A 20362-nucleotide genomic window follows, 5' to 3' on the forward strand; every position below is an offset into this window, starting at 1 on the left:
GTCGAAAAATCTCACCCGCCCAGCGCCTCGGCAATCCGAAGCGCCAGCTTTTCAGCGACCTGATCCTTGCCCATGCGCGGCCATTCCTCGGCCCCTTCATCGGAAATCAGGATCACCGCGTTCTCGCTGCCGCCCATGATGCCGGTCGCTGGGCTGACATCATTGGCGACGATCCAGTCGCAACCCTTGCGCAGCCGCTTCGCGGTCGCGTGCTCGACCACGTCATTGGTTTCGGCGGCAAAGCCGACGACCAGTCTTGGCCGCCCCGCTTCCAGCCGGCTCACCCGTTTCAGGATGTCCGGGTTTTCTGCAAACTCCAGTACCGGCAGTCCATCCTTCGACTTCTTGAGCTTGCGGTCCGAAGCGCTGGCCACCCGCCAGTCGGCCACCGCCGCCGCGAATACACCTGCATCCACCGGCAGGGCCGCGTCCACGGCTGCGTCCATCTCGCGCGCGCTTTCCACGGGCACCACCTGAACCCCCTGCGGCGGCGGAACGCTGGCAGGACCGGTAATGAACACCACCTCTGCGCCAAGCGCCGCCAGAGCACGGGCCACTGCCGTACCCTGCGCCCCTGACGAACGGTTCGCAATATAGCGCACCGGGTCGATCGGTTCGTGCGTCGGCCCGGAGGTGACCAGGATACGCCTTCCGCTCAGCGGGCCATCTCCAAGGGCGGTCTCGATCGCGGCCAGGATCTCCATCGGTTCGGCCATCCGGCCCGGGCCGAATTCGCCGCACGCCATGTCGCCGTCATTGGGGCCAACGAAGCGGATACCGTCGGCGGCCAGTTGGTCGTGGTTGCGCCGCGTCGCCGGATGCTCCCACATGCGGACATTCATCGCCGGCGCAAGAAGGACTGGTGTATCCGTGGCCATCAGCAGGGTCGAGGCCAGATCATTGGCCAGACCGGCCGCCATCTTGCCCATCAGATCGGCGGTCGCCGGGGCCACCACCACCAGGTCGGCCGAACGTGACAGCTGGATATGCCCCATCTCAGCCTCGTCCGTCAGGTCGAAAAGGTGGCGGAAAACCCTTTCTCCCGCCAGTGCCGAAACCGACAACGGTGTCACGAATTCCTCGGCTGCGGAGGTCATCACCGGTGTTACCGCCGCGCCGCGCTCGCGCAGTCGCCGGATCAGGTCAAGCGTCTTGTAGGCGGCAATGCCGCCCCCGATGATCAGCAGGATACGTTTCGAAGCCAGCATGTTCGTGCCAATTTTCCCCAAGGATCGGCCTGAACTTAGGAGAGGCCGCCGACAAGTGCCAGCGGATAATCCCTGCCCTCAGCTCTTGTCGAACGCCGCGCAAGGATCCTCTCGCGGAACGGCGGGGCTGTCGATGACCGCGTCGAAGGACCCGTCAATGGCGCCTTCCTCGGACTGACCCAGCGTGAACACACGCAATCCGGGCTCGACCCTGAACAGAAACACCGGAATCCCGCGGTCGCTGCGGGCATGTCCGTTGCCGGTGATCACAGCGATCGGGCCGCCGGTTTCCTCGTGGGCGCGCAGGACCGCACGGGCCAGAACCGCGTCGCGCAAACGCTGCACCGCCACCAGCTTCGGCAGCATCTCGGGCGGCATCGCATTGCAATGGGCGGCCTGCTGATCGGCCTCGCGGGCCTTCTGTTCGTCCGCTGGCAGAGGAATCCCCAGGCCGAAGCGTGCGGCATCTGCGCCAAGCGCGGCAGCGGCGCCTGTTTCCATCGCGGCCCGTGCCGCCGTGCGTGGCACCAGCGCGCCGTAAACCGGCGCTTCGGCAGCCTGAAACACAGGCAGATACATTGCCAGAGGCGGCCAGCCCAATTCTGCCCATTGCAGGATACGTGCCAGTTCCTCGGGGTCATCAAGCGCCGCGCGGGACAGACGAGCCGCGCTCACTTCTGTCAGCATCTCCCAGACCACGGCAGAGGGTTCGAGCGCCGCTATCGCTTCGGCCTGAACCAGATGGTGCCGGGGATTGTCATGGACTTCGCCCAGAATGACGACATCGGCCCCGCGCATCCCGTCCAGCACGTCGGACGGTATCAATTCACCGGGCAACGCCGGGCCGACTGGCGCGGCCAGGAACAACAACAGGGCTAGGCCCGGAATCGGAATGCCTCTCATGCCAGGAAGTTTTGCACCTCGCGCGACTGCGCTTCAAGGCTCTTGCGCATCTTGGCAAAAGCTGCCGCCTCAAGTTGGCGCACCCGTTCCTTGCTGAGCCCCAGTTCCTCGCCCAGGCTTTCCAGCGTGCGTGGCTCATCGCGCAGTTTGCGCTCGCGCACGATGAACCGCTCGCGGTCATTGAGATTGTTCAACGCCGCCAGCAACCATTCGCGCAATCGGGCCGTGTCGTGCCGATGTTCGACAAGTTCGGCCGCCTGCGCACTGTCATCCTCAAGCGCCTCGATCCATTCACGGCCTTCCTCGTCGGATGCCTGCGTTGCATTCAGCGAGAAATCGGAACCGGACAGCCGTCCGTCCATCATCTCGACATCGCGCAACGGAACCCCGATCTCGGTCGCGATCATCTGGTGCAACTGATGCTGGTCCAGCGCGATCCCGTCCGAGGCCGCTTCCCGCTCCAGCCGGGCCTGCACCCGTCGCATGTTGAAGAAAAGCGATTTCTGGCTGCTGGTGGATCCGGTCCGCACCATGGACCAGTTCCGCATCACGTAATCCTGGATGCTGGCCTTGATCCACCACACGGCGTAGGTCGAAAACCGCACCCCGCGGTCGGGGTCGAACTTGTCAGCGGCCTTCATCAGACCCAAGCCCGCCTCCTGGATGAGGTCGTTCATCGGCGCACCGTACCGGCGAAAGCGCGCGGCCATCGAGATTGCCAGACGCATGTAGGCATTGATGAGACGATGCAGCGCCTGCTCGTCCCGCTGGTCTCGCCACGCATAGGCGAGTTGCAATTCCGTCTCGGCATCAAGCAATTCGGCCTTCATTGCCTGCCGGGACATCCGTATATCGCTCGGGTTATCCAGTGCCATTCATCTCTCCCCAAATGTCCGGCGTGAAACTTGACTTTTTGTTCCTGACTACTGTCCTTACGAAGAACCGGGAGTCGTGGATCATCAGAAAGGTAAGAATTTTGCATTCCAAATACACCTTGATCATTGGTGGCGCGGCGTCCGGAAAATCTGCCTTTGCGGAACAACTGGTTGTATCAACGGGTAAATCCCGGAAATACCTGGCGACTTCACAAGTATTTGATCAGGAGATGCGCACCAAGGTGAACCGGCATCTTGCACAACGCGGCACCGGCTGGACAACGATCGAGGAGCCGCACGAGCCGGGTCCGGCCCTTTCGGCGCTGGCGGAAGGGGACATCTGCCTGTTCGACTGCGCCACGATGTGGCTGAGCAACCAGATGCTGGCGGGGGCCGATCTGGAGGCGGCGCAGGGCCGCTTGCTTGAGGCGATCCGCGCTTGCCCGGCACAAGTGGTCATGGTCACGAACGAGGTTGGCCACGGCATCGTGCCCGAAAACGCGCTGGCAAGAGAGTTTCGCGAGGCACAGGGGCGTCTGAACATCGCGCTGGCCGCCGAGGCCGACCTGGTGGTTCTGGTAACGGCCGGGTTGCCCTTGGTCCTCAAGGGACGGCTGCAATGACCCGGTTGCATCTGGTTCGCCACGGTCCGACCCATGCCAAATCCATGGTCGGTTGGTCGGACCTGCCCGCAGACCTGAGCGACACCGGCCTGCTGACCCGCTTGTCGGGCCACCTTCCGGCAGACGCGCTGGTTGTCTCGTCCGACCTGATCCGCGCGGCGGACACGGCCAGCGCCATACAGGGCAACCGACCCCGCCTGCCCAACCGCCCCGGCCTGCGGGAAATCAACTTCGGCGCATGGGAGTTGCGCCGCTATGCCGAGATCGAAGCAGACGATCCTGTCCGCGCACGCGCCTATTGGGAGACACCTGGCGATGTTTCCCCGCCAGGAGGTGAAAGCTGGCATCAGGTATGCGCAAGGGTGAATGCCGAGGTTGACGCGCTTACTGCCTTGCACCCGGGGACCGACCTGATCGTGGTCGGCCATTTCGGGATGATCCTGACCCAGTTGCAGCGCGCATTGGCGATTTCGGCCGAACAGGTCTTTTCCCATCGGATCGACAACCTTTCGGTCACCGAGATCACTTGGTCGCCGGACGGCTGGAGCATTGGACGGATCAATCACCTCGTGTGATGCGGCAGGCCACGAAAAACCGTTTTACCATATGGAATTGCGTGGCCTTACTGGCGTCATGACATACGAACTGTTCATCGGCGACCGAATGTTTTCCAGCTGGTCGCTTCGCGGTTGGCTGATGCTCGAGAAATTCGGCATCCCCTTCCGGTCACATATGGTGGGTCTCTATTCCGGGACCATGGCGCTGGATCTGGCAAGTGTCCTTCCGGCGCGGCAGGTTCCCGTATTGCGCACTCCGGAGGGGTGCGTCGTGGGCCAGAGCCTCGCCATGGCCGAAACGCTGGCAGAACGGCATCCGGACGCGGGACTTTGGCCCGAAGACCCCGCCCAGCGGGCGACCGCGCGCTGGCTTTGTGCTGAAATGGTGTCGAGTTTCACCGCTCTACGCGGCGAATGCCCGATGCAGTTGATGCATTGCTATGAGGGGTTCGAGCCATCCAGAAACACGCATGGCGATCTTGCGCGTATCGAAACCCTGTGGGCGCATGCACGCGCCGTGTCCGGCGCGGCCTCCGGGCCGCTTTTTGGCCGCTATTCTCTGGCCGATGTATTCTACACGCCAGTGGCTGCGCGGATTGTGGGCTATAATTTGCCAGTCAGTGCCGACAACCGGCAATATTGCCTGGACCTGCTCAGCGACACCAGTGTCCGGCAATGGCGCGCAATGGGAGCGACTGTCTCGTACGATCCGGTACCCTATGCATTGGATCTGCCCACGACTGCCTGGCCGATCGGCGCCAGCGGCGCGGCCCGGTCCGTTGCTGGCGGTCCTTCCCTCAACGCCACCTGTCCCTATTCAGGCAAGCCTGTCACCGACTTTCTGGAAATGGACGGACGGATCTGGGGCTTCTGCAACAGGTTCTGCCGTGACAAGACCGATGCCGACCCCGAGGCCTGGCCGAAATTCATGGCGATGGTCACCACCGGTTAACCATTCTTAAACCTGCCTCGCTGTAGCAACAAAGCGTTAACCAAGAGGCAGGATCCGGATGGTCGCTCGCGCCTATACTGTCGCCTTTCAGGGGGTCGAGGCCCGCACCGTCGAGGTGCAATGTGCCGTGACCCCCGGCCTGCCGGCCTTTTCCATCGTTGGCCTGCCGGACAAGGCAGTGTCCGAGGCGCGCGACCGTGTTCGCAGCGCACTGAGCGGCATGGCCATTGCCCTGCCCTCCAAGCGGATAACAATCAACCTGTCGCCCGCCGACATGCCCAAGGAAGGCAGCCATTTCGACCTGCCGATTGCGCTGGCGCTGCTGGCGGCGCTGGAAATTGTGCCGGCGGATGCCGCAGAAAGCACGCTTGCCCTTGGAGAACTGTCGCTCGATGGCACGCTGGTTCCGGTCACAGGGGCGCTGCCGGCCGCGATGACGGCGGCCGAGGAAGAGAGGATGCTGCTTTGCCCCAAAGGGTCCAGCGCCGAAGCGGCCTGGGTCGATGCGGCCAAGGTGATTGGTGCCGAAACCCTCGCGGCGGTCATTCGCCACTATACCGGGCAGGCCCCGATCGACGCGGCACGGCCCGGCGAAGTGCAGTCGCCCGCCTTTTTGCGCGACCTGCGCGACGTCAAGGGGCAGGAACGCGCCAAACGCGCCCTGGAAATCGCTGCCGCCGGACGTCACCACATGATCATGATCGGCACGCCGGGGTCGGGAAAATCCATGCTGGCGGCCCGCATCCCCGGCATCCTGCCACCGCTGAACGCCGTAGAGGCTTTGGAAACGTCGATGATCCATTCCCTGTGCGGCCTGCTGGACGAGGGCGGGATCAGCCGAACCCGCCCCTTTCGGGAACCGCATCACACGGCTTCGATGGCCGCCATCGTCGGCGGTGGCAAGGGGGCCAAGCCCGGAGAAATCAGCCTGTCCCACAATGGCGTTCTGTTCCTCGACGAATTGCCGGAATTCCCGCGCACGGTGCTGGAGACCCTGCGCCAGCCGATTGAAACGGGAGAGGTTATGGTCGCCCGCGCCAATGCGCATGTGAAATATCCCTGCCGCTTCATGCTGGTCGCGGCGGCCAACCCGTGCCGTTGCGGCTATCTGACCGATCCGGCGCGGGCCTGTTCGCGCGCGCCGGGCTGCGGCGAGGATTACCTCGGTCGTATCTCGGGGCCGTTGATGGACCGGTTCGACCTGCGCATCGAAGTTCCCCCGGTGGCCTTTACCGATCTCGACCTGCCCCCCAGCGCCGAGGGTTCGGCCGAAGTGGCCGCCCGCGTCGCCGCCGCCCGCGATATCCAGAGGATGCGGTTCGCCGGACAGTCCGGCATGCGGCAGAATGCCGATGCCGAGGGAAAGGCGCTGGAGGAAATCGCCACGCCGGATGCCGAGGGGCGCGATCTGCTGGTCAAGGCGGCAGACCGGTTCGGCCTGTCGGCACGGGCTTACCACCGGATCCTCCGCGTCGCGCGCACCATCGCAGACCTCGCCGGTGACACCGACGTCCGCCGCCCGCATGTGGCCGAAGCGCTCAGTTTTCGGGTCGCGGCCAGGTCGCTCGCCTGACCTGCCGGTTTTCCCCTCAGAGCTTGGCCTCGATCGCCTCCCAGATGCGGGCCGCGATGTTGACGCCGTCGAACCTCTCCAACTCCTGGATACCGGTGGGCGAGGTCACATTGATCTCGGTCAGATAATCACCAATCACATCGATGCCCACAAAGACCTGCCCCTTTTCGCGCAGCAGAGGTCCGATAGTGGCACAGATTTCCAGATCGCGTTCCGTCAGCCCGATCTTTTCGGGGCGTCCGCCCACATGCATGTTCGACCGCGTCTCGCCCTCGGCAGGCACGCGGTTGATGGCACCGACCGCCTCGCCATCCACGAGGATCACGCGCTTGTCGCCCTGGCGCACGGCAGGCAGATACTTCTGCACGATCAGTGGCTCGCGCGAGAATCCGATGAAAAGCTCGTGCAGCGACGACAGGTTGCGGTCGTTTTCATCCAGCCGGAACACGCCCGCGCCGCCATTGCCGTAAAGCGGTTTCAGAATGATGTCGCCATGCCTGGCCTTGAACGTGCGGATCGTGTCCAGATCGCGGGCGATTGCGGTTGGCGGTGTCAGCTGAGGGAAATTCAGCACCAGCAGCTTCTCGGGATAGTTGCGCACCCAGAAGGGGTCGTTCACGACCAGGGTCTGCCCCTTGAGCCGGTCCAGCAGATGCGTCGAGGTGATGTAGTGCATGTCGAACGGCGGGTCCTGCCGCAGCCAGACCACGTCAAAATCGGCCAGGTCCACCTCTCGCATCGGCCCCAGTACTGCAGGGTTGCCTGCCACCCGCTGCACCGTCATGTCATGGCCGCGCGCGGTGATCCGCCCCTCCTGATAGGCCAGATGGTCCGGCCCGTAGTAGAACAGTTCATGTCCGCGCGCCTGCGCCTCTTCGGCAAGCCGGAACGAACTGTCGGCATTGATGTTCACGGCCCCGATCGGGTCCATCTGAAAGGCGATCTTCATTCTTCGTCCCTCGTTAGCGGCTGTCCGATACATGGCGCAGCCGGCGGCGGGGTTCAATGGCGATCAGAGGTGACCGAAGGCATTCTCAAGGATTTGAAGGCGGCCCATGGAGTCGACCAGCGCCACGTCGAACCGCACCGGGGTCAATTGTCCAAGCGGTTCCCCGGCAAGGAACTCTGCGGCGGCATTTTGCAGGCGCACCATCTGCCGTGCTCCCAGGCTGGCGGCAGCGCTATCGAAATCGCGGCTCTGCTTGACTTCGACAAATACCACCTCTTGCCCGAACCGGAGGATCAGGTCGATTTCCCCGCCCTTGCCGCGCCACCTGCGGCGGTCCACGCGATGGCCGCGCCTTTCGTAATCCTGAGCGACCCTTCCCTCTGCCGCATCACCTGACAGCTGATTGAGTCTCCCGCGCAGGTTTCTTGCCGACATCTCACCGTTTCCCCAGTTTCAGTGCCATCTGATAGACCGGACGCCGGGGAACCCCGTGCATTCGGGCGACCAGATCGGCGGCATCTTTTACCGAATGGCTTTCAAGCGCATCGCGCAGGGATTGTTCTATATCCGTCTCCTTAACGGGTTCTGAACGGGCCCGGTCCACGAGCAGAACGATTTCGCCCCTGACTGCCGTATCCGCCACGGAGGCCCCAATGCTGTCCAGTGTGCCCCGTCGAATTTCCTCGAATTTCTTCGTCAACTCCCTGCACAGGGCGGCAGGACGCGACCCGCCCAGTACTGCCGACATGTCGGAAAGGGTTTCGGCAACCCGTTTAGGCGACTCGTAGAACACAAGTGTTCCCGGAACATCGCGCAACGCCTCCAGGCGCGTCTTGCGCGCCGACCTGGTGTTCGGCAGGAAGCCGGCAAAGAAAAACGCGTCGGTCGGCAGGCCGGCAAGCGTCAACGCCGTGAGGGCCGCCGAAGGGCCCGGCGCAGTTGTGACCATGTACCCCGCTTCGGCCGCCGCCTTGCTCAGCTCGTACCCCGGATCGGCGATCAGCGGCATTCCGGCCTCGGATGCATATGCGACCGAACGCCCTTCCGCGAGGGCATCCAGAAGTTTTGCGCGGGCGCCCGCACCCGAATGATCATGATAGGCAAGGACTCGCCGCCCCTCCAGCGGAATACCGTGAATATCCAGCAAATGCCTGAGAGAGCGTGTATCCTCGGCAGCGATCACTTCGGCCGAGGCCAGCACGTCCAGTGCCCTGAGCGTGATGTCACGCGCGGCGCCGATCGGTGTTCCGACGAAATACAAGCCTGCCGGCAATCTGAGCTTTTGGTAATTCAACGCTGGACCCGTGTTTCGTGACGTTTATTATCGCGGCTCGACCAACGCGGCGGTCCGCCGCCGGATCAGGGAGCTATTGATTAGATGTTTGCCGTTTTCAACCCCGCCCGCAAGTTCGCCCTTTCCGCGCTCGCCGTGGCGGCAGCGGCCATTCTGTCCGCGTGCGATACCGCCACGATCGGAGGCGGAGGCCCGTCGATCAATGCCTCGAACCCGGTTCCGGTCGCCTTACTGGTGCCGCGCGGTTCTGCCCAGCCGGGCGACGCCGTGCTTGCCCAAAGCCTGGAAAACGCGGCACGAATGGCCATCGGAGACCTTCAGAACGTGCAGATAGACCTGCGTGTCTATGATACCGCGGGCGATGCCAATACCGCTGCTGCCGTCGCGCAGCAGGCGGTGGGCGAAGGCGCAAAAATCATTCTTGGCCCGGTCTATGCGCAAGCGGCCAATGCTGCCGGTCTGGCCGTCCTGAACCAGAACATCAATGTTCTTTCGTTCTCCAACAACCCCAAGATTGCGGGCGGAAACGTGTTTGTCCTCGGGCCGACGTTTGAAAATACGGCAAACCGGTTGGCCAGTTTCGCAGCCCGCCAGGGCAAGGGAAACATCGTCGTCGTGCACAGCAACGACGAGGCTGGCCAACTCGGCAAGGCCGCGATCACCCAGGCGATTTCGCAAACAGGGGCCAATCTGGCCGGGTCCGTTGTGTTCGAGCAATCACAGCAGGGCGTGATCACCTCCGTGCCGCAGGTCAAGGCCACCGTCGATGGGACTGGCGCCGATTCGGTATTCTTCACGGCGACCACGGCGGGTGCCCTGCCGCTCTTTTCGCAACTCCTCCCCGAGGCTGGCCTGTCGCCAGCTGAGAAACAGTTCATTGGGCTTACACGTTGGGACATTCCCGCACAGACACTGGAGTTGCCAGGTGTTCAGGGTGGATGGTTTGCCCTGCCCGACCCCTCCAAGAGCGCCGCGTTCAACGCGCGCTACCAGGCCGCCTACGGAGGCGCGCCGCACCCGATCGGCGGATTGGCTTATGACGGCATCGCGGCCATAGGCGCTCTGGTCGGCGCCGGAAAATCCGACGCTCTCACAGGCGCAGCCCTTACTCAAAGCGCCGGGTTTCAGGGAGTCGGAGGGATCTTCCGTCTTCGTCCGGATGGCACTAATGAACGGGGACTTGCTGTTGCCACAATTCAGAACAAACAGGTGGTTGTGATTGACCCTGCCCCACAAAGCTTCTCAGGCGCCGGCTTCTGAGCCGATTTACGACCACCATGCCATTCAGCCGAAGCTGACCGGAGACCTTGTCCGGGATCCGGTCGAGGTATTCGATGCTGCATCCGTGTTCGACCGTATCCGGACGGCAGCGGACGAAGCCACGGACAACGCTGCGCTGCGCAGCGCTGTCGTGGCAGTCCTGCGGGAAGTGCAGACAGACGGGCGCACCGCCATAGCCCAAGGTTTTGCCGACAACCCCTTCGCCGCCCGCCCGATGACCCGGGCCTACACCTACCTGACCGACGGGCTGGTGATGACGGCACTCTATGTGGCGGCAAACCTGCTGCATCCTCTGGCCACTCCCACACAGGGAGAACGCATTGCCGTCATGGCGGTCGGCGGGTACGGCCGGGGCGAGATGGCTCCGCATTCGGATGTCGACCTGTTGTTCCTGACCCCTTACAAGATCACCGCCTGGGCGGAGAGTGTGATCGAGTCGATGCTCTACATGCTGTGGGACCTGCGTCTGAAAGTCGGGCATTCTTCGCGCACGGTGACAGATTGTCTGCGGCTCGGACGCGAGGATTTCACCATTCGCACCGCACTGCTGGAACACCGGTTCCTGTCGGGGCACCTGCCGCTGGCCCAGTCGCTCGACAAGAAGTTGAAATCGGACCTGTTCAAGGACACCGAGCGCGAGTTCATCGAGGCCAAGCTGGAAGAACGCGACGCCCGGCACCGCAAGCAGGGTCAGCGCTACATGGTCGAGCCCAATGTAAAGGAAGGCAAAGGCGGATTGCGTGACCTGCAATCGCTGTACTGGATCTCGAAATACGTGTACGGGGTCAAGGATACCGCCGAGCTGGTGCCACTGGGCCTGTTCACCCCGGCGGAGTACCAGACCTTCGTGCAGGCCGAGGATTTTCTCTGGGCCGTGCGCGGGCATCTCCATATCGTGACCGGCAGGGCAACCGAACAGTTGAACTTCGACCTCCAGGTAGAGGTCGCCGATCGCATGGGATACGAGGATCGTGCGGGCCGGCGCGGGGTCGAGATCTTCATGCAGAAATATTTCCGCGAGGCGACCCGTGTCGGCGAGTTGACACGGATATTTCTCACCAAGCTCGAAGCACAGCACATGAAGGGCGCGCCGCTCCTCGAACGGATCTTCCGACGCAGGCCGAAGATCAAGCCCGAATACAAGGTCGTGCATGGACGGCTTGATGTCGTCGATCCCAAGGCATTCCTTTCGGACAAGTTGAACCTGTTGCGCCTGTTCGAGGAAGGTCTGCGTACCGGGATGCTCATTCACCCGGATGCCATGCGTTTGGTCACGGCCAATCTGGCCCTCATCGACGATGAGATGCGCAACGACAAGGAAGCCCAGCGCCTGTTCCTGGACCTGCTGCTCAAACACGGAAATCCGGAACGTGCCCTCAGGCGGATGAACGAACTGGGCGTTCTCTCCGCCTTCATCCCCGAGTTCGAACCGATCGTGGCGATGATGCAGTTCAACATGTACCACAGCTATACGGTCGACGAGCACATCATTCAGACCATCGTGAACCTCGCCCAGATCGAAAAGGGCGAACTGGTCGAAGCCTTGCCGTTGGCGTCGTCAATCCTGAAGGCGGGCGTCAATCGAAAGGTGCTGTACACCGCGTTGTTGCTGCATGACATCGGCAAAGGCAGGCCCGAAGACCATTCGATCCTGGGCGCCCGCATCGCTCGCAAGGTGGCGCCGCGCCTCGGCCTCAACAAATCCGAATGCGAAACGGTCGAATGGCTGGTGCGGTATCATCTGCTGATGTCCGACATGGCGCAGAAACGGGACATCTCCGACCCTCGCACGGTGCGCGATTTCGCCAAGGCGGTGCAGACGGTAAAACGTCTCGACCTGCTCACCGTGCTTACGGTCTGTGACATCCGCGGTGTGGGTCCGAATACCTGGAACAACTGGAAAGCCACGCTGCTGCGCGCCCTGCACGCCGAAACCAAGCGCGCGCTGGAAACCGGGATGGAGGATCTGAACCGCGAAGGTCGCGGCAACGAGGCCAAGAAGGCGCTGCGCGAAGCGCTCTCTGATTGGCCGCGCGAGGATCTCAAGGTTGAAACCGGCCGCCATTACGACCCGTACTGGCAGGGCCTAAACCTTTCGACCCATGTCGAATTCGCCGAGATGCTGCGCAAGCTGGAAGAAAGCGGCGATCCGGGCGCCGTCGAGATCCGCCTTGAGCCGGATCTTGACCGCGATGCCACTCGCGCCTGTTTCGCGATGGCCGACCATCCCGGCATCTTCTCGCGCATGGCCGGCGCGCTGGCGCTGGTTGGCGCGAATGTGGTCGACGCCCGTAGCTACACGACCAAGGACGGCTATGTGACAGACGCTTTCTGGATCCAGGACGCCGAAGGCCATCCCTACGAAGCCTCCCGCCTGCCCCGGCTGAGCCAGATGATCCTCAAGACGCTCAAGGGTGAAGTGGTGGCGCGCGAGGCGCTGAAATCCCGCGACAAGATCAAGAAGCGGGAGAAAGCCTTCAATGTTCCGACCCATATCACCTTCGACAACGACGGGTCCGAAATCTACACCATCATCGAGGTCGATACCCGCGACCGGCCCGGCCTGCTCTATGATCTGGCGCGCGCCATGGCCGCGGCGAACGTCTACATCGCCAACGCGGTCATCGCGACCTATGGCGAGCAGGTCGTCGATACATTCTACGTCAAGGACATGTTCGGCCTGAAATACTATTCGGAATCCAAGCAGCGCACCCTTGAGAAAAAACTGCGCGAAGCGATCTCCGAGGGCGCCAAAAGAGCCGCTTCATGAAGCCCATTCGCCTTATGGCCGGCTTTTTCACGGTCGGGTTCTGGACTCTGGCCAGCCGCATCCTGGGCTTTGTCCGCGAGATGATGCTGGCCGCCTACATCGGCCCTGGCCCGGTGATGGACGCCTTTGTCGCCGCTTTCCGCCTGCCCAACCTGTTCCGACGCTTCTTTGCCGAGGGCGCGTTCAACGCCGCCTTCGTGCCGATGTTCTCGAAACGGCTTGAGGCGGGCGAAGATGCCATAGTCTTTGCACAGAAATCGCTGAACCTTCTGACGGCAGCCGTGCTGGGCCTGGTTGGATTGGCGATGGTGTTCATGCCAGTCCTGATCTGGCTCACGGCAAGTGGTTTTGCAGGAGATGCACGGTTCGATCTGGCCGTGGGCTACGGCAAGATCGTGTTCCCCTACATCCTGTTCATGTCCCTGGCGGCATTGTTTTCCGGCGTATTGAACGCAACCGGCCGTTTTGCCGCCGCTGCCGCCGCGCCAGTGCTTCTGAACGTGTTCGCCTGTGCGGCGATGCTGGCAGGGTCGGTGTTCGGCGGCGCAGTGATCGACTGGCTGATCTGGGTCATCCCCGTGGCGGGCGTGGCGCAACTGGCACTGGTCTGGATCGCGACCGAGCGGGCGGAGATTCGCCTGCGTCCGGGCCTGCCGCGCCTTGACCCCGAGATGCGCCAACTGGTCCGCGTCGCCTTTCCCGCCGCTCTGGCAATGGGGGTCACACAGATCAACCTCGTGGTGGGTCAGTTGGTGGCCTCGCGCACCGAAAGCGCGGTCAGCTGGCTGTTTACCGCGGACCGACTGTATCAGTTGCCGTTGGGCGTGGTCGGTATCGCAGTCGGTATCGTCCTTCTGCCCGACCTGTCGCGTCGCCTGCGTGCCGGCGACATGGCGGGATCGCGCGATGCCTATTCCCGCGCGGGCGAATTTTCCCTGATCCTGACCCTGCCCTCTGCCGTGGCGCTGGTGGTGATCCCGTCGCCGCTGGTCTCGGTCCTGTTCCAGCGGGGCGCCTTCGGGCCAGAGGACACCGCCGCGACCGCGATTGCGGTTGCAATCTATGGGATGGGCCTTCCCGCGTTCATGTTGCAGAAAGTATACCAGCCGCTGTTTTTCGCGCGCGAAGACACCCGGAGCCCGTTCCGCTATGCGGTGGTGGCAATGGTGGTGAACGCGGGACTGGCCTTTGGCCTCTATCCTCTCGTCGGCTGGTTCGCACCGGCCATTGCCGCCAGCGCGGCGGGCTGGACCATGGTGGCGCTCCTGGCGGCCGGTGCGCGCCGCATGGGCGAGGTCGCACGGTTCGACGCACGTTTCCACCGTCGGGCCGGGCGCATCCTGGCCGCATCGCTGATCATGGGCGCTGTCCTATTCGGTATCCTCGTCCCCTTTGCCTGGGTTCTGGCCCTGCCTGGCTGGCGCTATCTTGGCTTGCTGGCGCTCATCCTGCTGGCCGCGGTCGTCTATTTCGGGGTCGGACACCTTATTGGCGCCTTCCGCCTGTCGGAATTCAGACGCGCGCTGAGGCGGTCATGAGCCGGCTGGACTGTCCATCCGGAACGGTCCTGTTTCACGCAGGAGAGGAGTGCCCTGGCTTCCTGCGCCTCGACGAAGGATCAATCCGCGTCACCCTTACCGCCGCGAACGGGCGCGAGGTTGTGCTGTACCGGGTCGGGCCCGGCGATGTGTGCCTGCAAACCTTCGCCTGCCTGACCGAGGGTCGCAGCTACAGCGCCGAGGGCGTCACCGAAACGCATACGCGTGGAACCCTGATGAGCCATGCCGAGTTTCGCCGCGCGCTGGCCGAAGATGACGGGTTCCGGTCCGAGATCCTGCACGCGGTCGCCCGCCGCTTTGCCGATTTCGAACATCTTGTCGAAGATGTCGCGCTGACCGGCTTCGACGCCCGTCTTGCCCGCGCTTTGTTGCGCCTTTCGAAAGACGATAGCGTAACCGCGACGCACGAGGCGCTGGCCGCCGAAACGGCATCGGGCCGCGCCTTCGTCAGCCGCCGGCTTGCCGAATTCGCGCGCCAGGGGCTGGTCGAACTGGCGCGCGGGCGGGTCACGCTACTGGACCGCGCCGGCCTGGAACGGATTGCCGCAGACGAACGGTGACACTGTCACCGACGCGTGAGCCGCATCAGGTCAGGATGAGGACATGTGAACTTTCCTGAAAGGAACCCGGACATGACCCGCAACGAAGGCACTTTCGACCGTGCGGCCCGCATCATCCTTGGACTGGCGCTGCTTTCCCTGACCGTCGTTGGCCCGCAAACCATGTGGGGCCTGATCGGTATCGTACCGCTTTTGACCGGAATGGTCGGCATTTGCCCGCTCTACAGTATTCTCGGCATCAACACCTGCCCGCTGAAGAAATGACCTCTGGCGGCCGGGCCGTCAGTCGTGACGGATCCGGCCGCGAATGCGCGACCAGCCGCCGGGCACCAGGAAGAACGACAGGACAAAGCCGGTGGCAAAGCCGACAAGATCGGCCACCCAGTCGAGCCCGCCACCGAACAGCAGCCCGAACAGGAGCTGCGCCCCCATAAGAAAGGCGATCAGGCTGAAGGCGCGCGCCTGATTCTCGCCCACCCGCGACAGGTTGCGCCACAAAAGCCAGGTAAACGCCCCGATCAACCCGTAGACAGGCGGGAACCCTCCGACCAGTGCCATCGGAGAACTGGTCAGCACGCCGTACCCCAGCGCCCCCACCGCGCCCGAGGCGACGAATACCACCAGCATGGCGAGGCTGCCAAAGCTTTCGGCCACCATCTTGCCCATCGCCAGCACGAAGACACAGACAAAGAGCGACTGGGTAAACGATACATTGACGAACGGATAGGTCACGAACCGGATCACGTGTTCGACAGGCCAGCGTCCGGACTCCCACATCCATGCCAGGATATCAGGCGAAAACGCGTAAGACTGCATCGCCGCCAGCCGCCAGCCCACCGCCTGCGGCCCGCCGACAATCCCGCGCGCGCCAAACGAAAAGGCCAGTTCGATCCCCATGATGAACAGCACCAGCGCCACCACGACCGGCGGCAGGGGGTTCACGGGCGATGTATCGTTATCACTGCTCATGGGCGGGCCTTTCCCGGCTGTTGACGTCCCTTTGCCTCATGGGTAAGCGACGGAGGCCGAATTTTCCAGACGGGAGTTTCCCATCATGACCGAAACCAAATTCACGCCGCGCGTGTTTTCCGGCATCCAGCCCTCGGGCGGGCTGACGCTGGGCAATTACCTGGGCGCGATCAAACGCTTCGTCGACATGCAGGGACCGAAGTTCGCAACCATCTACTGCATGGTCGACCTCCACGCCATTACCGTCTGGCAGGACCCCGCCGCGCTGAGACGCAACACGCGCGAGCTGTGCGCCGGGTTCATCGCCTCGGGCATCGACCCGGAACAGTCGATCCTGTTCAATCAGTCCCAGGTTCCCGAACATGCGCAGCTGGGCTGGATCTTCAACTGCGTGGCGCGCATGGGCTGGATGCAGCGCATGACCCAGTGGAAAGACAAGGCCGGCAAGAACCAGCAGAACGCATCGCTGGGCCTGTTCGCCTATCCCTCTCTGATGGCCGCCGACATTCTGATCTACCACGCCACCCATGTCCCGGTGGGCGAGGACCAGAAACAGCACCTGGAACTGACCCGTGACATTGCGATCAAGTTCAACAACGATTTCGGTGTAGATTTCTTCCCCGTCACCGAACCGGTAATCGAAGGCGCCGCGACCCGAGTGATGAGCCTGCGCGACGGCACCAAGAAGATGTCGAAATCCGACCCGTCCGACATGAGCCGGATCAACATGACCGATGATGCCGACGCGATCGCGCAGAAGATCCGCAAGGCCAAGACCGACCCCGACGCCCTGCCCTCGGAGATCGAGGGGCTGGAAGGGCGTCCCGACGCCCGTAACCTGGTCAACATCTATGCCGCCCTTGCCGATCAGAGCGTCGAGCAGGTGCTGGCCGAGGTGGGCGGCAAGCAGTTCCGTGAATTCAAACCGATGCTGGCCGAACTGGCGGTTTCCAAGCTCTCGCCGATCTCCTCCGAGATGGCGCGCCTGATGAACGATCAGGCCGAAATCGACCGCATCCTGGCACGTGGCGCGGAACGCGCCCGCGTCATTGCCGAACCGATCCTGCGCCAGACCTACGACATCGTGGGCATGGTCTCGTCCGCGCGGAACTGATGTGCGCCCGCGCAGGCGTTCTGCGCGGGTTTTCTACCTTTCACAAGGCGCGGATCCATCCGATATTCGGAAGAAAGGAGACGCGCCATGACCTATACTGCCCCTGCCGGCACCTGTGTCGGCCACGTTCATCTGAAAGTATCCGATCTAGACCGGTCGATCGCGTTCTATCGCGATGTGCTGGGGTTCGAGTTGCAACAGAAATTCGGCGACAGCGCTGCCTTTCTGGGCGCGGGCGGCTATCACCATCATATCGGGCTGAACACCTGGCACAGCCGGGGCGGACCGCAACCCCACGCGCGGGCGACAGGTCTTTACCATTCGGCCTTCCTGTATCCCGACCGAAAGGCGCTGGGGACGGCCGTGCGCCGTGTGATCGAGGCCGGTGTGCCACTGGACGGCGCCGCCGACCATGGCGTCAGCGAGGCTGTGTATCTGAAGGACCCGGATGGAAACGGGGTGGAACTGTACCGTGATCGCCCGGTCGAGGACTGGCCCCGCCTGCCCGACGGAAGCCTCGCCATGGTGAGCGACCCGCTGGATCTGCGGGCACTGATCGCCGAAGCGGAATAGAAAGACCCCGGAAAGGGGCCTTTCCGATTGGTCAAGCCGCTTTCGAATGCAGGATTTCGTCGACGATGGCGTCGGCGACCTCTGCTGGGCTGACCGACAGTGTACGGGCGCGCGTCAGGATGCGGTCCATGGTCCGGTCAAGCGCTTTCAGCTTTTCCTCCACCCAGACCTCGCGCCCCGAAATGCGCAGAATCTCGGTCGCGACGTTGATGATGCCGCCGCCGTTTGCGACATAGTCGGGCGCATAGAGGATACCGCGCGCATGCAACCGCTTGCCGTCCTCGGGCGTGGCCAACTGGTTGTTCGCCCCGCCGGCCACGACGGCAACTTTCAACTGCGGAATGGTCTCGGAGTTCAGGATGGCGCCAATGGCGCAGGGGGCAAAGATGTCGGCTTGAACCCCATAGATCGTATCGGGCGCAACCGTGGCCGCGCCGAATTCCGCGGCAACACGGGCAACCTGTGCCTCGTCGATATCGGTCACGATCAGCCTTGCCCCTGCCCGATGCAGGTAACCGCACAGATAGTGGCCAACATGGCCGAGGCCCTGGACCGCAACGGTGCGGCCAGACAGCTCCGCCGAGCCCAGCCGATGTTTTGAAGCGGTCCGGATCGCGTTGAAGATGCCCTTCGCGGTGATCGGCGACGGATCACCGCTGGCAAACTCCCCAACGGCCAGCCCGGCCACATAGGCCGTGCGCGTGCCGATCCGCGCCATGTCGGCGGGCGTCATACCCATGTCCTCGGCTGTCCAGTAGCGCCCCTCCAGAGCCTCGACAGCCATACCGAAGGCTTCGAGCAGTTCCGGCGTCTTGTCGGTGGCAGGGTTCCCGATGATCACCGCCTTGCCCCCGCCCAGCGCCAGATCGGCGGCTGCGTTCTTGTAGGTCATTCCGCGCGACAGGCGCAACGCATCAGTCAGCGCATCGGTTTCGTTCGCGTAGGGACGCATCCTGACGCCACCGGCAGCCGGACCGCGCAGGGTCGAGTGAATGGCGATATACCCGACCAGCCCGCTGGCCTGGTCGACTATCCGCACGACCTCTTGGTGTTCGGGCGCATCGACAACGGTGATCTGCATGGAATCCTCCGAATTTCCTACATCCAAGGTGCCACAGATCCAACGCCGGTTTTCACTAATATTGCGCGGCCGAATGGTTCAGGTTAGAGAAAATACACAATAATGCCACCCAGAATGGAGAATTCCTCCAATGGATCAGATCGACCGCTGGATTGTTCGCGCCTTGCAAAAGGACGGCCGCATGACCGTGACCGAACTTGCAGACAAGGTCGGGCTGTCGCCCACCCCCTGTGCCCGGCGGTTGGAACGGTTGCAGCGGGACGGGGTGATTACGGGCTACAGCGCCACTGTGGACCCCGCCAAGCTGGGCCTGTCGGTTTCGATCTTTGTCTCGGTTGAACTGGAAAAACAGGATCGCGCGGCTGTGGACGCCTTCGAACAGGCGATCCGCCGCTGCGAAGAAGTGATGGAGTGTTACCTGATGACAGGGTCGCGCGATATCCTGCTGCGTGTGGTCGCGGCTGATCTGACGGCTTTCGACGCGTTCCTCGAAAACCGGCTGATGAAAATCCCCGGCATCCGCAACCTGCGCTCCAACTTTGCCCTGCGCACCATGGTGCGGCGCGATACCCTGCCCGCATGACGCGCCGAACAGGTCTGGACCTATGACCCAACCGCGCCTAACTTGTCGCCAACCCGAGGGAGGCGACCATGGCAACCGGCAAGAACATCCGCACCTATTTCGAAGGCTCCTGGCATGACGGAGACGTGCCGATCATGCGCGCGGCCGACCACGGCGCCTGGCTGGGGTCCGGCGTGTTCGACGGCGCGCGGTATTTCGACGGGATGGCACCAGACCTGGCCGCACATTGCGCCCGCGTCAATCGCTCGGCCCAGGCGTTGATGGTTACGCCGACCGTCTCGACCGAAGAAATGGTCGAGATCGTGCACGAGGGCCTGAAAACCTATGGCAAGGACCAGGCCGTCTATATCCGGCCGATGTACTGGGGGATCGACGGCGATATCACCGCGATCGTACCCAACGCCGATACCACCGGTTTCGCGATCTGCCTGGAAGAGATTCCAATGGCGCCCGCTACCGCATCGGCGACCCTGACCACGACCCGGTTCCGCCGGCCCGTGCTGGAGGACGCCGTGGTGAATGCCAAGGCAGGCTGTCTTTACCCCAACAATGCTCGCATGTTGCAAGAGGCCCGGTCCAAGGGCTTCTCGAATGCACTGGTCGCCGACGCCATGGGCAACGTGGCTGAAACGGCGACAGCAAACATCTTCATGGTCAGGGATGGCGAGGTTTTCACCCCCATCGCCAACGGCACCTTCCTGGCTGGCATCACCCGCGCCCGTCACATGACAAACCTGCGGGCCGACGGGTACACCGTGCATGAAACGGTGCTGACATTTGCAGATTTCCACTCTGCCGACGAGGTGTTCATGTCCGGCAACATGAACAAGGTAACGCCTGTCACCGCTCTGGACGACACGCAGTACCAGATTGGTCCTATCGCCCGCCGCGCGCGTGAGCTTTACTGGGACTGGGCAGCTTCGGAGGCGTAAACCCCC

Annotated in this window: 21 protein-coding genes; 13 read left to right on the plus strand and 8 right to left on the minus strand. The window is 63.1% G+C overall.

Going from position 1 to position 20362, the window contains the following annotated elements:
* Window positions 1-11: 11 nt before the first annotated feature.
* The 3 genes from coaBC to BLT75_RS04240 all read right to left on the minus strand — a co-directional run bounded on the left by coaBC (window position 12) and on the right by BLT75_RS04240 (window position 2986).
* Complete coding sequence (gene coaBC / locus BLT75_RS04230; protein ID WP_093027989.1) at window positions 12-1208, minus strand: bifunctional phosphopantothenoylcysteine decarboxylase/phosphopantothenate--cysteine ligase CoaBC; 1197 nt, start codon at window positions 1206-1208, stop codon at window positions 12-14.
* Window positions 1209-1286: 78 nt separating this feature from the next.
* Window positions 1287-2111 carry a ChaN family lipoprotein gene (locus BLT75_RS04235; RefSeq protein WP_093027991.1) on the minus strand — a complete coding sequence of 275 codons (825 nt, stop codon included), beginning with the start codon at window positions 2109-2111 and terminating at the stop codon, window positions 1287-1289.
* Complete coding sequence (locus BLT75_RS04240; RefSeq protein ID WP_093027993.1) at window positions 2108-2986, minus strand: RNA polymerase factor sigma-32; 879 nt, start codon at window positions 2984-2986, stop codon at window positions 2108-2110. The genes BLT75_RS04235 and BLT75_RS04240 overlap by 4 nt, the downstream gene beginning before the upstream one ends.
* A gap of 101 nt (window positions 2987-3087) precedes the next feature.
* Between BLT75_RS04240 and cobU the strand changes: the two genes are divergently transcribed.
* The 4 genes from cobU to BLT75_RS04260 are packed head-to-tail and all read left to right on the plus strand — an operon-like array spanning window position 3088 to window position 6691.
* Complete coding sequence (gene cobU, locus BLT75_RS04245; protein WP_245706351.1) at window positions 3088-3609, plus strand: bifunctional adenosylcobinamide kinase/adenosylcobinamide-phosphate guanylyltransferase; 522 nt, start codon at window positions 3088-3090, stop codon at window positions 3607-3609.
* A complete protein-coding gene (locus tag BLT75_RS04250; protein WP_093027997.1) occupies window positions 3606-4184 on the plus strand; it encodes a histidine phosphatase family protein in 579 nt (192 codons plus the stop codon). The genes cobU and BLT75_RS04250 overlap by 4 nt, the downstream gene beginning before the upstream one ends.
* 58 nt (window positions 4185-4242) lie before the next feature.
* A complete protein-coding gene (locus BLT75_RS04255; RefSeq protein ID WP_093027999.1) occupies window positions 4243-5118 on the plus strand; it encodes a glutathione S-transferase in 876 nt (291 codons plus the stop codon).
* 58 nt (window positions 5119-5176) lie between these two features.
* Window positions 5177-6691 carry a YifB family Mg chelatase-like AAA ATPase gene (locus tag BLT75_RS04260; protein WP_093028001.1) on the plus strand — a complete coding sequence of 505 codons (1515 nt, stop codon included), beginning with the start codon at window positions 5177-5179 and terminating at the stop codon, window positions 6689-6691.
* A 16-nt stretch (window positions 6692-6707) separates the two neighbouring features.
* On the opposite strand, the gene gshB is transcribed toward BLT75_RS04260, so the two are convergent.
* The 3 genes from gshB to rsmI all read right to left on the minus strand — a co-directional run bounded on the left by gshB (window position 6708) and on the right by rsmI (window position 8934).
* On the minus strand, window positions 6708-7640 hold the full coding sequence (gene gshB / locus BLT75_RS04265; protein ID WP_093028003.1) for a glutathione synthase: 933 nt from the start codon (window positions 7638-7640) through the stop codon (window positions 6708-6710).
* A 63-nt stretch (window positions 7641-7703) separates the two neighbouring features.
* Window positions 7704-8075 (minus strand): YraN family protein, encoded by a 372-nt coding sequence (locus BLT75_RS04270; protein WP_093028005.1) that lies wholly within the window; start codon window positions 8073-8075, stop codon window positions 7704-7706.
* Between the two features lies 1 nt (window position 8076).
* The gene (rsmI, locus tag BLT75_RS04275; RefSeq protein WP_093028007.1) at window positions 8077-8934 is read right to left on the minus strand and encodes a 16S rRNA (cytidine(1402)-2'-O)-methyltransferase; all 858 of its coding nucleotides are present in this window, start codon (window positions 8932-8934) and stop codon (window positions 8077-8079) included.
* Window positions 8935-9018: 84 nt separating this feature from the next.
* Between rsmI and BLT75_RS04280 the strand changes: the two genes are divergently transcribed.
* The 5 genes from BLT75_RS04280 (at window position 9019) to BLT75_RS04300 (ending at window position 15368) form a co-directional block, all read left to right on the plus strand.
* On the plus strand, window positions 9019-10194 hold the full coding sequence (locus tag BLT75_RS04280; RefSeq protein ID WP_093028008.1) for a penicillin-binding protein activator: 1176 nt from the start codon (window positions 9019-9021) through the stop codon (window positions 10192-10194).
* Entirely contained in the window at window positions 10154-12985 is a 2832-nt protein-coding gene (locus tag BLT75_RS04285; protein ID WP_093028009.1) for a [protein-PII] uridylyltransferase, read from the plus strand. The genes BLT75_RS04280 and BLT75_RS04285 overlap by 41 nt, the downstream gene beginning before the upstream one ends.
* Window positions 12982-14523, plus strand: coding sequence for a murein biosynthesis integral membrane protein MurJ (gene murJ, locus BLT75_RS04290; protein ID WP_093028011.1), 1542 nt, complete (start codon window positions 12982-12984; stop codon window positions 14521-14523). Before BLT75_RS04285 ends, murJ begins: the two co-directional genes overlap by 4 nt.
* The gene (locus BLT75_RS04295; RefSeq protein ID WP_093028013.1) at window positions 14520-15104 is read left to right on the plus strand and encodes a Crp/Fnr family transcriptional regulator; all 585 of its coding nucleotides are present in this window, start codon (window positions 14520-14522) and stop codon (window positions 15102-15104) included. The genes murJ and BLT75_RS04295 overlap by 4 nt, the downstream gene beginning before the upstream one ends.
* A gap of 72 nt (window positions 15105-15176) precedes the next feature.
* Window positions 15177-15368 carry a YgaP family membrane protein gene (locus tag BLT75_RS04300; RefSeq protein WP_093028015.1) on the plus strand — a complete coding sequence of 64 codons (192 nt, stop codon included), beginning with the start codon at window positions 15177-15179 and terminating at the stop codon, window positions 15366-15368.
* 18 nt (window positions 15369-15386) lie between these two features.
* Here the strand turns inward: BLT75_RS04300 and BLT75_RS04305 are convergent, their stop codons facing one another.
* A complete protein-coding gene (locus BLT75_RS04305; RefSeq protein WP_093028017.1) occupies window positions 15387-16073 on the minus strand; it encodes a rhomboid family intramembrane serine protease in 687 nt (228 codons plus the stop codon).
* A gap of 85 nt (window positions 16074-16158) precedes the next feature.
* Between BLT75_RS04305 and trpS the strand changes: the two genes are divergently transcribed.
* Window positions 16159-17187 (plus strand): tryptophan--tRNA ligase, encoded by a 1029-nt coding sequence (trpS, locus tag BLT75_RS04310; RefSeq protein WP_093028019.1) that lies wholly within the window; start codon window positions 16159-16161, stop codon window positions 17185-17187.
* 87 nt (window positions 17188-17274) lie between these two features.
* A complete protein-coding gene (locus tag BLT75_RS04315; protein WP_093028021.1) occupies window positions 17275-17760 on the plus strand; it encodes a VOC family protein in 486 nt (161 codons plus the stop codon).
* Between the two features lie 31 nt (window positions 17761-17791).
* Here BLT75_RS04315 and BLT75_RS04320 read toward each other — a convergent pair whose 3' ends face one another.
* Window positions 17792-18841, minus strand: a complete 1050-nt coding sequence (locus BLT75_RS04320; protein ID WP_093028023.1) for a Glu/Leu/Phe/Val family dehydrogenase — start codon at window positions 18839-18841, stop codon at window positions 17792-17794.
* Window positions 18842-18971: 130 nt separating this feature from the next.
* Here BLT75_RS04320 and BLT75_RS04325 point away from each other — a divergent pair, with 130 nt between their 5' ends.
* Window positions 18972-19424, plus strand: coding sequence for an Lrp/AsnC family transcriptional regulator (locus BLT75_RS04325; protein WP_093028025.1), 453 nt, complete (start codon window positions 18972-18974; stop codon window positions 19422-19424).
* Between the two features lie 68 nt (window positions 19425-19492).
* On the plus strand, window positions 19493-20356 hold the full coding sequence (locus tag BLT75_RS04330) for a branched-chain amino acid aminotransferase (protein ID WP_093028027.1): 864 nt from the start codon (window positions 19493-19495) through the stop codon (window positions 20354-20356).
* Window positions 20357-20362: the final 6 nt, after the last annotated feature.

The sequence above is a fragment of the Ruegeria marina genome, assembly GCF_900101475.1.
In the GTDB taxonomy this organism is placed as follows: domain Bacteria; phylum Pseudomonadota; class Alphaproteobacteria; order Rhodobacterales; family Rhodobacteraceae; genus Ruegeria_B; species Ruegeria_B marina.